Annotated in this window: 13 protein-coding genes; 5 read left to right on the top strand and 8 right to left on the bottom strand. The window is 59.2% G+C overall.

Annotation, left to right across the window (positions count from 1 at the left end):
* Positions 1-13: 13 nt before the first annotated feature.
* The 4 genes from E0502_RS13255 to E0502_RS13240 all read left to right on the top strand — a co-directional run bounded on the left by E0502_RS13255 (position 14) and on the right by E0502_RS13240 (position 3,812).
* Positions 14-763, top strand: a complete 750-nt coding sequence (locus tag E0502_RS13255; RefSeq protein ID WP_240049093.1) for a ComF family protein — start codon at positions 14-16, stop codon at positions 761-763.
* A gap of 353 nt (positions 764-1,116) precedes the next feature.
* The gene (gene hisI / locus E0502_RS13250; RefSeq protein ID WP_137678461.1) at positions 1,117-1,500 is read left to right on the top strand and encodes a phosphoribosyl-AMP cyclohydrolase; all 384 of its coding nucleotides are present in this window, start codon (positions 1,117-1,119) and stop codon (positions 1,498-1,500) included.
* A gap of 32 nt (positions 1,501-1,532) precedes the next feature.
* Positions 1,533-1,976, top strand: a complete 444-nt coding sequence (locus E0502_RS13245) for a MerR family transcriptional regulator (RefSeq protein WP_137678460.1) — start codon at positions 1,533-1,535, stop codon at positions 1,974-1,976.
* Between the two features lie 30 nt (positions 1,977-2,006).
* Entirely contained in the window at positions 2,007-3,812 is a 1,806-nt protein-coding gene (locus tag E0502_RS13240) for an acyl-CoA dehydrogenase C-terminal domain-containing protein (RefSeq protein WP_137678459.1), read from the top strand.
* A 259-nt stretch (positions 3,813-4,071) separates the two neighbouring features.
* Here E0502_RS13240 and E0502_RS13235 read toward each other — a convergent pair whose 3' ends face one another.
* The 8 genes from E0502_RS13235 to tyrS form a co-directional block, all read right to left on the bottom strand.
* Positions 4,072-4,782, bottom strand: coding sequence for a dienelactone hydrolase family protein (locus E0502_RS13235; RefSeq protein WP_338047326.1), 711 nt, complete (start codon positions 4,780-4,782; stop codon positions 4,072-4,074).
* 41 nt (positions 4,783-4,823) lie between these two features.
* The gene (locus tag E0502_RS13230) at positions 4,824-5,474 is read right to left on the bottom strand and encodes a hypothetical protein (RefSeq protein WP_137678457.1); all 651 of its coding nucleotides are present in this window, start codon (positions 5,472-5,474) and stop codon (positions 4,824-4,826) included.
* A 97-nt stretch (positions 5,475-5,571) separates the two neighbouring features.
* On the bottom strand, positions 5,572-7,227 hold the full coding sequence (locus tag E0502_RS13225; RefSeq protein WP_137678456.1) for a DUF4139 domain-containing protein: 1,656 nt from the start codon (positions 7,225-7,227) through the stop codon (positions 5,572-5,574).
* A gap of 3 nt (positions 7,228-7,230) precedes the next feature.
* Positions 7,231-8,700 (bottom strand): DUF4139 domain-containing protein, encoded by a 1,470-nt coding sequence (locus E0502_RS13220; protein WP_137678455.1) that lies wholly within the window; start codon positions 8,698-8,700, stop codon positions 7,231-7,233.
* A gap of 133 nt (positions 8,701-8,833) precedes the next feature.
* Positions 8,834-9,751 (bottom strand): cysteine synthase A, encoded by a 918-nt coding sequence (gene cysK, locus E0502_RS13215; RefSeq protein ID WP_137678454.1) that lies wholly within the window; start codon positions 9,749-9,751, stop codon positions 8,834-8,836.
* On the bottom strand, positions 9,748-11,070 hold the full coding sequence (locus tag E0502_RS13210; protein WP_420813511.1) for an MFS transporter: 1,323 nt from the start codon (positions 11,068-11,070) through the stop codon (positions 9,748-9,750). Before E0502_RS13210 ends, cysK begins: the two co-directional genes overlap by 4 nt.
* A 75-nt stretch (positions 11,071-11,145) precedes the next feature.
* Entirely contained in the window at positions 11,146-11,484 is a 339-nt protein-coding gene (locus E0502_RS13205; RefSeq protein ID WP_137678452.1) for a PilZ domain-containing protein, read from the bottom strand.
* 111 nt (positions 11,485-11,595) lie between these two features.
* Positions 11,596-12,825 carry a tyrosine--tRNA ligase gene (tyrS, locus tag E0502_RS13200; protein WP_137678451.1) on the bottom strand — a complete coding sequence of 410 codons (1,230 nt, stop codon included), beginning with the start codon at positions 12,823-12,825 and terminating at the stop codon, positions 11,596-11,598.
* 78 nt (positions 12,826-12,903) lie between these two features.
* Between tyrS and E0502_RS15340 the strand changes: the two genes are divergently transcribed.
* Positions 12,904-13,425, top strand: a complete 522-nt coding sequence (locus tag E0502_RS15340) for a DOMON domain-containing protein (RefSeq protein ID WP_240049091.1) — start codon at positions 12,904-12,906, stop codon at positions 13,423-13,425.
* The last annotated feature ends 1 nt before the right edge of the window (position 13,426 follow it).

The following is a 13,426-nucleotide window of genomic DNA, read 5'->3' as shown; positions in this document are numbered from 1 at the left end:
GCAGGAGCTTCTCATGGCCGCGGTCGCTTTCCTGTCCGACGTATTTCGTCCTGTCGTGGACCTGATCTATCCGCCGCGCTGTCCGCTGTGCGGCAGCTCCATCGCGGACCAGACCGGACTGTGCATGACGTGCTGGAGCGAGCTCGTCATCCCTGGCGAGCCATCCTGCGCATCCTGCAGCCGCCCCCTGCCAGCGGAGCTCACCAGCGAGACCGCAGAGTGTGCCGAGTGCCTCAGATCTCCGCCGGAGCATGACGGAATATCGGCAGGTACCCTCTACAACGACGCATCACGCCAGCTGATCCTGCGGTTCAAGCACGGCCGCAAGATCGCCATGTCGTCAATGCTCGCCCGATTGATCCTCGCGCGCTTGCCTCAGACCGACGAGACCAAATTATTCGTGCCGGTCCCGCTTCATTGGTCTCGCCTGTGGCAACGCGGCTTCAACCAGTCAGCACTGCTGGCTCGCGAACTGGCGGATTTGAACGGCGGTGAGTTGCTGGTCGATGGTTTGCTTCGGAAGAAGCGGACTCCAGCTCTTGGCGGTCTTGGCAAGACAGCCAGAGCCCGCGTGCTTTCCGGCGCCATCGTATTGAATCCGAGGCGCAGAGATGAATTGCGGGGTCGACACGTGATACTGGTCGATGACGTGCTGACAAGCGGATCGACCAGCGCCGCCTGTGTCAAAGTGTTGAAGCGTGCCGGAGCTGACCGAGTGACAATTGCTTGCGTCGCGCGCGTGCTCAACGAAGCTGTCTCTTGAACTGGTGATGGTGAAACGCCCGGGATCTTGCGATCCCGGGCGCCACGTGACGAATGTATTCGGACCACCTTGCGGCTCGGCAGCCACCCCCTTTTTGGCTACCGCAGTCCTATCCCTCAACGTCTTCGGCGCGCTGCTGTTGCCAGCCGCTGCTGCCTTAACCCCCTGAACTTGGCGCTGCTTGCACCTTGCTTAGGTTCTTGGCCCTCGCGAGCCACAGGTGCGTTTTTCCACCAACGACACGAAACTCATAGCGGGAATGGGCAAGGTGGTAGTTTTTGGGACATCATTGTGGTTATCGTGCAACAAACCAAACTTCATGCAATCGCAATTCCACAAAAGGCCTCCAGTAAATGTCGCAAGGAATAATCTCTCCAACCGAACGAGAAGAGGGGACAACCTTCGCCCCCAAGTTTGATTCCAGCGGTCTGCTCTGCGCGGTAGTGATCGACCACGCATCGAAGGATGTGCTGATGGTGGCATATATGAATCGAGATGCGCTCGAACTGACGCTTTCGACCGGTTTCGCGCACTTCTATTCCAGATCACGCCATAGTTTGTGGAAGAAGGGCGAGACATCGGGAAACACACTTTCAGTACAGGACATCGCCGTCGATTGCGATCAGGACACACTGATTTTACGAGTTATTCCAGCGGGACCTAGCTGCCATACCGGGGCCCAGAGCTGTTTCTACCGCGTCCTCGAGAACGGAACCTTGCGCCGCGTCAATAATTGACGCTTACGTAAAGGGGAGCTATCGTTGAGGCTATGGCGACAATTACGGAAAAAGATTCGCAATCCCATGGCGGTGCGCACCTCGAACGACCTGACAAACTCGCACGCGAACAATTTACCATCTCGGATCTCACCGAGGAGTTCGACTGCACGGCTCGCGCTTTGCGTTTCTACGAAGACGAAGGCCTGATCGCTCCTGCGCGTATCGGCCTGACGCGGGTCTATTCAAAACGTGATCGTGCCCGTCTGGCGTGGATCATGCGGGCGAAGAACGTTGGCTTCAGCCTGACGGAAATTCGCGAGATGATCGACCTCTACGATCTTGGCGATGGCCGGGTCGAACAACGGCGCGTCACAGTCGAGAAATGCAGAACACATATCGCCAAACTCAAACGGCAACGGGCCGACATCGATTCTTCGATCAAGGATCTCACCGAGTTCGTTAAACAGGTCGAGCAGATCGATCTGAGCAACTGAACAAACAAACGCCCAACTCAAGGACGCACCATGCCCATCTACACAGCCCCCACGCGTGACACCCGCTTCGTAGTAAACGAACTGCTCGACCTTCCGAGCTACGGAAATCTCCCGGGCTTCGAACATGCCACGCCCGACATGATCGACACTGTGATCAATGAAGCGGGCAAATTCTGCTCCGAGGTTCTTGCACCGCTCAACAAGTCGGGTGACGAGGAAGGCTGCACGCGCCACGAAGATGGCAGCGTCACCACGCCGAAGGGCTTCAAGGAAGCCTTCGGGCAGTATCGCGAGAGCGGGTGGGGCACGATCTCTTCGCCGGAGGAGTTCGGCGGACAAGGCATGCCGCATGTCCTTGGCTTTGTGATCGAGGAATTCATGGCAACCTCCAATCAGGCTTTCGCGATGTACCCCGGTCTTACGACCGGCGCGATTTCCGCGCTGATCGCCAAGGGCTCGCAGGAGCAGAAGGAAAAGTACCTGCCGAACATGATTGCCGGTGAATGGCTCGGCACGATGAATCTGACCGAGCCGCATTGCGGCACCGATCTGGGCATGATCCGCACCAAGGCAGAGCCGAACGGCGACGGCAGCTATTCCATCACCGGCACCAAGATTTTCATCTCGGCGGGCGAGCATGACCTGACCGACAACATCATTCATCTGGTGCTGGCAAAGACGCCGGGCGCGCCTGACAGCACCAAGGGCATTTCGCTGTTCGTTGTGCCGAAGGTCCTGGTCAATGATGACGGATCATTGGGTGACCGGAACCCGGTTACGTGCGGCTCGATCGAACACAAGATGGGCATCCATGCAAATTCGACCTGCGTGCTCAACTATGACGGCGCAAAAGGCTGGATGGTCGGCGAGGAAAACAAGGGTCTTGCCGCTATGTTCATCATGATGAACGCCGCGCGCCTCGGCGTCGGCATCCAGGGCTATGCCCAGGCCGAAGTCGCCTACCAGAACGCGGTCGCCTATGCGCTCGACCGCCGTCAGGGCAGGGCGCTCACCGGTCCGGCAGAGCCAGAGGCCAAGGCCGACCCGATCTTCGTCCACCCCGACGTTCGCCGGATGCTGATGGACGGGAAAGCCTTCAGCGAAGGCATGCGTGCCTTGTGCCTGTGGGGCGCTCTGCAGGTTGACCTGACCCACAAGGCCGAAACCGAAGAGGAACGCGCCGCTGCGGATCAGATGATCGGATTGCTGACCCCGGTCATCAAGGGTTACGGCACCGACAAGGGCTATGACGTCGCAACCAACATGCAGCAGGTCTTCGGCGGCCATGGCTATGTCGAGGAATGGGGCATGAGCCAATTCGTGCGCGATGCCCGCATCGCGATGATCTACGAAGGCACCAACGGCGTGCAGGCGATGGACCTGTGCGGCCGCAAGCTGGCCAGCAAGGGTGGCGCAGCGATCCAGGCTTTCTTCAAGATGGTCGGTGACGAGATTGCCGCCGCCAAGAGCGACGAGACGCTGGCTCCCATGGCCGAACAACTAGAGAAGGCACTTGCGCAGCATCAGGCCGCAACCATGTGGTTCATGAACAACGCAATGCAGAACCCCAACCATCTTGGGGCGGGCGCGCATCATTATATGCACATCATGGGTATTGTGACGCTTGGCTTCTTCTGGCTGAAGATGGCCAAAGTCGCCAAGGATGCGCTGGCCGGCTCGCCGGAGGATCCGGCGTTTTACGAAGCCAAAATCGCCACGGCTCGATATTACATGGACCGTTTCCTTCCCGATGCCGGCGCACTGCGCCGCAAGCTCGAAACGGGGGCGGACAGCATGATGGCGCTGGGCGAAGAGGCCTTCCAGACGGCTGCCTGACCTGTTGGATTCGCAGCGTTACGCTGTAGCGAAAATGTTGGAATAAGTTGACACGTGTCACCCTGTTGGATTTGCCACGCCTTTGTTAAAGCTTGGATTTCCCAAATCATACAGGGTGACACGCTTTCGTGGCAATCAACAATCAAGCTGAACGAAATGTGCGCGGATCGACGGTTTCAAAGAGCCATTCGATGCTAGCGATCCGGTTGCGTGTAGGAAAATCCATTTACGAAGGATCCAAGCTACCCCGGCGCCCCGATCAAGTCAGGGGTGACGAAACGGAGAGCACCTCATCGAACAACGCGTGCATCGCCGCCCAGCTCTGACGGTCTGCACTCGCATCGTAGGCTACTGCATCGAACGGCTTGGCGTCGTTTGCCGGATCGGTAAAGCCGTGAACTGCCTTGGCGTAGATATGCAGGTGCCAGTCGGCTCCGGCGTGGTCCATTTCCCGCATAAAGGTGCGGACCTGATCGCGCGGCACGAGCGGGTCGCGGTCTCCATGGCAGACGAGGATGCGTGATCGGATGACACCGGCTTCCGCCGCGCGCTGCGTTTCCAGCAGCCCGTGGAAACTCGCGACTGCCAGCAATTCAGCGCCGTCGCGCGCCAGTTCGAGCACCGCTTGCCCACCCATGCAGAAGCCAATCGCAAACATCGGCAGATCGGGTGCCAGCCCTCGCAATGCCGCCAGCCCGGCGCGAAGGCGCTGTCGGAAGTCGCCGGCATCGGCCCTGAGCTTTTCAGCGAGGGGAGCGCCGGGATTGGCCTCGGTCACCTCTTCGCCGTAAAAATCCATCACCATCGCGAGGTAGCCTGCATCGGCCAGCATCCGCGCTTTCTCTGCAATGCGAGGAGTAATGTTGTGGATCGTCGGGAAGACTGCGACCGCAGCGCGAGGTGCGCTGGCAGGCCGAGCAAACTGGCCCACAAGCGCCCGCGCACCGTCGTTGTAAACCAGACGATCCAATATGATGGCAATGACCTCCGCAGATCACGCGGCCGACAAACTTAGTTCACCGGTCGCGACGATACGAATTCGACATAGGTCATGCGCTGCGTCTTTGGAACGATCATCTGGAATTGCGAATACCGGCCCGGCAGGAGCTCGCAGGCTTCAGCATCGATCTGCGGGCCTATCGGCCCCAGCAAGACAGGAAGCGGTTCTGTGACCCGATAGGTGTTGATGCGGTCGACATCCTCTTTGAACTGGCGAATGACCGCGAGATACTCCCGCACATCTTCGACCGAAGTGATCATGTCGAACGTGCCAAAACCACCGGGGCGATCATCGGGCTGCCCCAATGGCTTACCATTGGCATCGGTGCTTGTCGGGCTCATCGCCATCTGGAAAAGCGTTCCGGGCTGGAGCGCGGTCATCTGGGGAGGGTACCAGTCCGGCCACGGTGATTGACCGAGCAGAAGCGCTTCATAAGCGCGTTGGCGATTGGCGAGATTTTCAGCGTCTTTCGCTGCCTGATTGTCGGCCCAACTCGTATTATAGCGCCAACCATACGCCGCTTCCCAATCTCGGCCCGGTTTGGAATCCAGGCTGGACGCGTCACAGATTTGGTCTGATTGTGCTTCTTCATCTGCCAACACCGGCGTGGATACCAGCAGAATACTTACGATCGCGCTCGTTTTAAGAAGTCCGCCCAACATCATTAATCCCCCCTGTTCCCGTGATGGGAGCATACAAGCTACGAACTATGATGATTTACCGATTGTAAGGATGCGACCGAAGTTCCCGACAGATTATTTACTCATCGAAGACGGGTACTTCGGTTTCCGTCACGCGGTAGCGGATTTTGGCTTCACCCTCTGCCGGGATTGTCGCCTTCCAGACATATTTGCCGTCCTTTCGGGCAACGCGGCGCGAAAAGCCGGAAAGCGAATAAAGCCGGTCGTAGTCAAGATTGTCGGAAAACTCGATTTCGACTGTCACTGGCCACTCGAAATCGTTTTCGACCGTGAGTTCCTTTTCTTCCCAATCGTCGCCTTCCTTGTCAGTGCTGTCGATATCGAGATCGAGAAAGATGTCATCGTCCGGGATGCGGATCACCACTTCCTCGTCCACCGCCTTGTCGCTGAAATTTGTCTCACCAACCAGCTGCCGCCCGGCCTGCGTCATCTGGAAAAGAGCGATTTGTCCGCCGGGCATTGGTTCGCCAAGGCCCGATCGCTTGCGGTTCCTGAAACGATAAGCAAGTTCGAACTCGCGGTTAATTTCGTCGCCGCTCACCTCAGCAAGATAGATCGTCTCACCTTCGATCTCGGTCTCTTGCAGGAAGCGCACCTGTTTCAAGCTTTGCGCGGGTACGCCGCTGCGGAAGGGAAGGGTGTAAAGCTTCAAATCTCCGACATCATCCCGTCGGGCGATGCGCGATCCGGTCACGACAATATAAGCGCCATCCTGGTCATCGCCATAGTAGCCGCCACCATAGCCATAAGAGACCTGAATCGGTTTTCCCTTCTCTGGCAGGCTTCCTGGGCCAAACAAGACTGGCCAATCCTGCCCGACAGCAGTCCGGCCCTGCGGCCAGCAAGAGTAGCCCAGTTCGATATTGTCAGGCCCGTAGGGATCGTTCTCGCGCTCTTCGAGGAAGGCTTCTTCCTCCTCCTCAGTCATAGTGGCGCGTGAAACCTGACCGGCAATGGCGCTGACTTCCGCGCCGTCGAAAGTCGTCCGGTCCTTGCTTGCCAGTGTCATCCACCCTGCCAGCTTGAGCGATTGCCCATCGGGCGAAAAGGTCCCGACATAACTGGCCTGCCAGTCGAAATTCATCGCAAGGTAGACCAGCGTCACGGTCATCGACCCGCCCGGATTGTCCGGTCGGGTGAGCATCGACAGAGTCGGCTTTGCGGTCAGGTCCTTAGGGACGTTCGGGAACAGCAGGGTGTCGATGGTCCCGTCGCAAACGGCAGAAACGTATCCCTTGGCCGTTTTCAGAACGAGCGCGTCGTCGGGGAATGTCATTATGGTGGCAGGCTCACTGACCCGCTCTCCGGTCGCCGGATCGGTGTAAAGGATGGTCACGACCTGCCCGTAGAATGCGTCGATCAGCCCGCGCTGTGAAAGGAGGCGGCTGTCGAAGTTCTTTTCCTTGAGATCGCCGTTGAGCAGAATGGCGCTTTGTGGCTCGATCCCGCTGGCAACGCCTTCAAATCGCACTGTCACTTCGCCCGGCGGGATGGTCACCGTGCGGGTCTCGGCAATCATCGCGTAGCCACCGAGGATCTGCTCGGGATCATCGAAATCGACTTCCATCGCGGTGTCGAAATGCCGCCCGGGCTCGCGGTAGAATGTCACCGCCACATCATCGGCCTCTTGCGACACGACAATCGGCGTATCCCCGCGGGCGGGCGCCGCGAAGATCGCAAGAAGACCGGCGAGTGCTGGAAGCCAGCGGTGCATCGATCAGAAGTCGGTCAGGAAAGTGGCTTTGACTTCGGTCTCGCCATTGGCGGGGATTCGGACCTGCCACACGCGCTGCCACGGACTGCGCTGCTCGCCCTGCAGGCTTTCCTCGGTCATCCGCGTCCCGCGTGCAAAACCGTTGAGCCCGTCCTGCACCAGCTCGACCGTCACCGGCACATCGCGCGCATTGGTGAGAACGTAGCGCATTTCTGTGCGCCAGAACTGGCGCCGCTGGCTGACATTTATGACTTCGGCCCCGGCGTTGCTGGCGATGCGGTATTCAGCAGCCCTGGTCCATTCCTCTTCGGCAATCATCTCTCGCTTGTCGACGATTGGCTGGACCTTCACATCAAATGCATAGCCGGTCACGATCTTCATGTCTGAACCGGCCGGTGTGTGACGGATACGGCTCTCACCCACAAAGCGCGCCTTGCCGTTCGTATCGCGCATGTAAACCCGCACGATACCGGCGGGCAGGGCGCGGCCCAAGCCCCCGCGGCGGCCAGTGTTGAAGTCGATCACGCTTTCTGCGCTGCCGGGCTCCTCTGCCTGGCAGATCCACGAACATGAGTAGCGATAGGCGCGGCTTGCAGCGACGCCGGTCGCATCGAGGAAGCTGATCTGTTTCTTCTGGTTCGTGGCGACGGTCGTGCGGCCTTCGATCGGATAGAGGTAGAGATCGCCGACAGTCTCGTCCGCATCGCTCCGCTCAGTCCCGGCGCGGTAGCTGGAGTTGGGATTGTAGCTGTTGTTGCGGTTGGCGTTCGCAGCCCGCTGGTTGAGTTTCACCACGTCGCCCGCAGCCAGCGTCAGCTCGGCATTGGGAAAGGCTGTGCCAGTGGTGTTGGTCAGCGTAACCCAACCCTGCAAGTCCATCGTCCGGCGTTCTTCATCGAACACACCCACGTAGTCCGCATTCCAGCCCAATCCCGATGTGAGGTAACTCAACCGCAACGGCCGCGAGCCGGCACGTTCGGAATCGAAGGTGACGGACAAAGTGGGGCTGGCGCGAAGGTTCTCCGGGATATCGTCGAACACCACGCGCACCGGTTGCCCGTCGTCGCGCAGCACCTCGATTTTTCCGCCGACCTGCATCACGACGCCGCCGTTGACTGCGAGCACTTTCGCCTGTTCGCTCGTTTCCGCCCCGGTGGCCGGATTGCGGCGAATAAGGGTAATCGTCTCCCCTTCGGCGGCGTTCATCAGGGATGCCGGAGACAGCAGATCAAAATCGAAGTTCTGCTCGGCAATTTCAATCGCTTCACCTTCGAGCGAAACCGTTTCTGGCCGGATCGCGGCAGAAACTTCGCGAAATTCGTGATACACCTCGCCGGTCGGCAGGGTGAGCACGCGCGTGTCTTCGACCAGCGCCTGCTCGTCATAGATGGTGATGGAAACCTGCCCCTGATTGCTCTGCGCCGCAGCAGCAGACGGCAACGCCATCAATGCAATCAACAAAACTCCGCGCATATGGCCTCTCCCTGCGATCCGATTTGCCAAGCTTATCACCGGCTTGCCGGACTGCAATGGAATAGAACGAGAGGGCGTTGCCCGGCAGCACCTTGCGGCACCACCGGTCAGCATCTGTATCGCGCGCGTGGAATTATTCCGGCAGGAAATCAGGCACGGAAAGATAGCGCTCGCCCGTGTCGTAATTGAAGCCGAGTATGCGGGCACCGCTGTCCAGCTCAGGCAGTTTCTTGGCGATTGCTGCCAGCGTCGCGCCGCTCGATATGCCCACCAGCATTCCTTCTTCGGCGGCGCATCGCCGGGCCATTTCTTTTGCGTCTTCCGGCTCGACCTGAATCGCACCGTCGATCGACTGAGTGTGCAAATTGCCAGGAATGAAACCGGCGCCAATGCCCTGTATCGGATGCGGTCCTGGCTGGCCGCCGCTGATGACAGGCGAAAGCGTCGGTTCCACGGCATAGGCTTTCATCGCGGACCAGTGGCGCTTCAATTCTTCAGCGCAGCCGGTCAGATGGCCGCCAGTGCCGACACCGGTGACCATCACATCAATCGGCGCATCGGCAAAGTCAGCCAGGATTTCCTTGGCGGTGGTCGCCACGTGAACCTTGTAGTTCGCCTCGTTGTCGAACTGGCTCGGCATCCACGCACCTTCGGTTTCTTCGACCAGCTGTGTCGCGCGTTCAATCGCGCCTTTCATGCCCTTTTCCTTGGCCGTCAGGTCGAAGGTCGCGCCATAGGCCAGCATCAGGCGGCGGCGCTCGATGCTCATGCTTTCAGGCATGACGAGGATCAGCTTGTAGCCCTTGACCGCAGCAACCATCGCGAGACCAATCCCGGTATTACCGCTGGTTGGTTCGATGATCGTGCCGCCGGCTTTCAGCGCGCCGGATTTTTCCGCATCCTCTATCATCGCCAGACCGATGCGGTCCTTGATCGATCCACCGGGATTCTCGCGCTCGTTCTTCACCCAGACTTCATGGTCGGGGAAGAGGCGCGACAGGCGGACGTGCGAAGTATTCCCGATGGTTGCGAGGATGTTGGCGGCTTTCATGCTTTCTCTCCGTCTGGGCGGGTGTCTGGCCCGGTGTGCGGTTCATTATCTAATAACTCTTCGGGCGGGTCAAAGGTCCGGGTTGTTCGCAAGACCGGGAATATGCGCGCCCACAGACCAACCGTGAGGATCGCGCCAACCCCGCCCGCGGCGACCGCAGCCACCGGACCGATCAGGAAAGCGAGCGAGCCGGAGAAAAAATCGCCGAACTCGTTCGAGGCACTGATTGTCAGATGGCTGACCGACGACACCCGTCCGCGTTTGTCATCAGGCGTGTGCAACTGAACCAGCGACTGGCGAATATACACGCTGAACATATCCGCCGCGCCCACGACGAACAGCGCGGTAAGGCTCAGCGGCATCGAGGTGGAAAGGCCGAACACGATCGTGGCCAGCCCGAACACTGCGACCGCAGTCAGCATCGCCGGACCGACATTGCGTGCGAGCGGGCGAAACGAGAACCATATGCCGGTCAGCGTCGCCCCGATGGCAGGAGCCATTGCCAGTTGTGCCAGCCCTTCCTCGCCCACTTGGAGGATGTCGCGCGCATAGACCGGGAAAAGGGCTGTCGCCCCGGCCAGAAAAACTGCGAACAGATCGAGGGTGATGGAGCCGAGTACCATCTTGTTGTGGACCACATAGCGCAATCCATCGATGATCTGGCCGATCGGCCGCGCGGACCCGCGAATATCGGGCTGGGGGATCTTGCCGATGGTCCCGAGCGCGATGATGGCAACGACAAACAGGCCGGTGGCAACCGCGTATGGCAGGGCCGGTTCAACGGCGTGGAAGTATCCCCCGATGGCTGGCCCGGCGATCATTCCGACCTGCCAGGAAATCGAACTGAGCGCGATGGCGGTCGGCAGGATCGATTTCGGCACGAGGTTGGGCGACAGGGCCGACAAGGCCGGCCCATTGAACGCGCGAACAATGCCAAGCAGCACCGCAATGCAGAACAGCCAGGGGATCGTGACGGAATCCGACCATGTGAGTGCGCAGAGCGCGCTGGCGCAAAAGAGCTGCAAGACGATTGTCGCTTGGGCAAGTTTGCGGCGGTCGAACCGGTCGGCGGCCAATCCGGTAAACGGCGAAAGCAGAAACAGCGGGATAAACTGGAACAGGCCAATCAACGCAAGCTGGCCCGATGCCCCCTGAATCGACATTCCGCCGGTTCTTGCAAGGTCATAGGTCTGCCAGCCGATAACCAGCATCATCGCATACTGGCCCAGCGTCATGGTGATGCGCGCGAGCCAGTAGGCCCGAAAATTATGGACCTGGAACGGGTGCGTGGGTTCTGGCTGGATCGCGCTCACCGGCACGCCATGGCAGGCGCAGGTGATCAGGGAAAGGTAGTTCGATTATGCGGCAGGCAAAGCCCGGCTTGGTTCGTCAAGTCAGCGCCGACGTGTCAGCTTCGAATTTGGTTGCAGCGTATCGATCATCAGGTCGAAATCGTCGAGGCGGATGATCCGCTCGAACTGGAAACCGGCACGCTCTTCGCGCACCCAGATGACATAGGCTTCAATTCGGCCGATGATCGGCAAGCGAATAATGACCCGGTCTCCGCGGCTCAAATCCTCGCCGTCGTCGACCATGAAGCCATGGGCGGATATGTTGGAGATGTGCATTTTCACATCGCCACGATCATGGTGTTCGGCAATCACCGGATAGTCTACCGGATGGCGCGCGGCGCGGCGCTGATCGGTTACCGAAAGCTGTGCACGGACTGACACTTGCCATGACCCCTCATTGTTGAAACGTTGGGATCGTTAATGCCTCACAAAGCCTGATATTTTGTAAAATTTTCTGTTTCAGAACGGGACAGAATGGCCCTTTTTTACCGATTATTGCGTCAAAACACCGTGTTTCTTCTTGCCGAGGCTTAACTTCTTTTCTGATCCTGCTTCGACTTCGATCAGGACGCCGGGGTCATTAACCGACTCGCCGTCGAGCTTCACGGCACCTTCTGCGATTTTGCGCTTGGCTTCCCCGTTCGACGCGGTGAAACCGATTGCGGTCAATACCGCGCCGATACGCATGCCTTCCCGGCCCACTGAAAGGGTCGGGAGATCGTCACCCGCTCCGCCTCCGGCAAACGTCTCTGCAGCGGTCGCTTCTGCTGATCTTGCCGCATCTTCGCCGCGCACCAGTACTGTGACCTCGTTGGCCAGAACAGTTTTTGCCTGATTGATCTCCGCCCCTTCGAGCGACTCGAGACGGGCAATTTCGCTTAGGGGCAGGTCGGTAAACAAGCGTAGAAACCGTCCGACATCGCGGTCATCCGCGTTGCGCCAATATTGCCAGAAGTCGTAACTCGGCAGCTGCGCTTCGTTCAGCCACACCGCACCCGCAGCAGTCTTGCCCATCTTTGCGCCGTCGGCAGTGGTCAGAAGCGGCGTTGTCAAACCGAACAATTCGCGCGATTCCATCCGCCGCGAAAGCTCCATTCCGTTTACGATATTGCCCCACTGATCGCTCCCGCCCATCTGTAGGCGGCAGTCGTAGCGCCGTGCGAGCTCGAGGTAATCGTACGCCTGCAGGATCATGTAGTTGAATTCGAGGAAGGTCAGCGGCTGCTCGCGCTCAAGCCGCAGTTTGACCGAGTCGAATGTCAGCATGCGATTGATGGTGAAGTGCGGTCCCACATCGCGCAGCAGCTCGATGTAACCGAGGCTGGAAAGCCATTCGTCATTGTTGACCATGACCGCATCGGTCGGCCCGTCACCGAATGTCAGCAGTCGTTCGAACACCGTGCGAATACCAGCGATATTCTCGTCAATCATCTCACTCGTCAGCATCTGGCGGCTTTCATCCTTGCCGCTGGGATCGCCGATCTTGGTCGTGCCGCCGCCCATCACCACAATCGGCTTGTGTCCGGCCTGCTGCAAACGGCGGAGCATCATGATCTGCACCAGGCTGCCGACATGGAGCGAGGGCGCTGTCGCGTCGAAACCGATATAGCCGGGGATCACTTGCTTCTGAGCAAGCGCATCGAGCCCGTCGGCATCGGTTTGCTGATGGATATAGCCGCGCTCGTCGAGCAGGCGGAGAAGATCGGATTTGAACTGGCTCATAGCGCGCGGCCTCTAGCAGCGGTGGGGATTCGCTCCAAGTGGCTTGCGAGGCGGGCAGGGCTGGGCAATAGCACGGCAATGCATTCGCTTGTTCTTCATCCCGATTGTGCTGCCGGTCCGATCACGGCGGTCAGCGCGCATTGTGAACCTTCATCCGGTGGTTGCCGCGCACGGTTCCGCATGGAAGGCAATATTTCCGCGATCAGGATTCCTGATCCTGCCGAGAGCGCCCGGCGGGACAATCTTTGGAAGACGACCTGCTTCGAAATTTTCTGGCAACCGGCCGGAGGCAGCTATTACCGCGAGTTCAATCTCAGCCCGTCGAGCCAATGGGCGTGCTATGATTTCGACGATTTCCGCCTGAACAGCCGCGATGCGCCGGTGGAGGCGATTTCCATTGCTTGCCGCTTCGATGATGGCGAACTCGTGCTGGATGCGGATATCGCGTCGCAACTGCCCATACCCGCCGATGTAGCGCTGAATGCCATAGTCGAGGACAAGGACGGCAACATCCAGTTCTGGGCGCTCGCCTTCCAGCCTGGCAAGGCTGAGTTCCACAGCGAAACCTGCCGCCAGCTTCACATGGCCGGAAGGTTGTGAG

It is taken from the genome of Parerythrobacter lutipelagi (genome assembly GCF_005434975.1).
GTDB lineage: Bacteria > Pseudomonadota > Alphaproteobacteria > Sphingomonadales > Sphingomonadaceae > Parerythrobacter_A > Parerythrobacter_A lutipelagi.
This window is presented reverse-complemented; position numbering and strand designations above follow the sequence as displayed.

Excerpts from the sequence above, each read along its gene's own strand:
- tyrS (WP_137678451.1), bottom strand. The coding sequence starts at position 12,825 with ATGAGCCAGTTCAAATCCGATCTTCTCCGCCTGCTCGACGAGCGCGGC.
- E0502_RS13255 (WP_240049093.1), top strand. The coding sequence starts at position 14 with ATGGCCGCGGTCGCTTTCCTGTCCGACGTATTTCGTCCTGTCGTGGAC.
- cysK (WP_137678454.1), bottom strand. The coding sequence starts at position 9,751 with ATGAAAGCCGCCAACATCCTCGCAACCATCGGGAATACTTCGCACGTC.
- E0502_RS15340 (WP_240049091.1), top strand. The coding sequence starts at position 12,904 with ATGCATTCGCTTGTTCTTCATCCCGATTGTGCTGCCGGTCCGATCACG.
- E0502_RS13225 (WP_137678456.1), bottom strand. The coding sequence starts at position 7,227 with ATGCACCGCTGGCTTCCAGCACTCGCCGGTCTTCTTGCGATCTTCGCG.
- E0502_RS13245 (WP_137678460.1), top strand. The coding sequence starts at position 1,533 with ATGGCGACAATTACGGAAAAAGATTCGCAATCCCATGGCGGTGCGCAC.
- hisI (WP_137678461.1), top strand. The coding sequence starts at position 1,117 with ATGTCGCAAGGAATAATCTCTCCAACCGAACGAGAAGAGGGGACAACC.
- E0502_RS13220 (WP_137678455.1), bottom strand. The coding sequence starts at position 8,700 with ATGCGCGGAGTTTTGTTGATTGCATTGATGGCGTTGCCGTCTGCTGCT.
- E0502_RS13230 (WP_137678457.1), bottom strand. The coding sequence starts at position 5,474 with ATGTTGGGCGGACTTCTTAAAACGAGCGCGATCGTAAGTATTCTGCTG.
- E0502_RS13240 (WP_137678459.1), top strand. The coding sequence starts at position 2,007 with ATGCCCATCTACACAGCCCCCACGCGTGACACCCGCTTCGTAGTAAAC.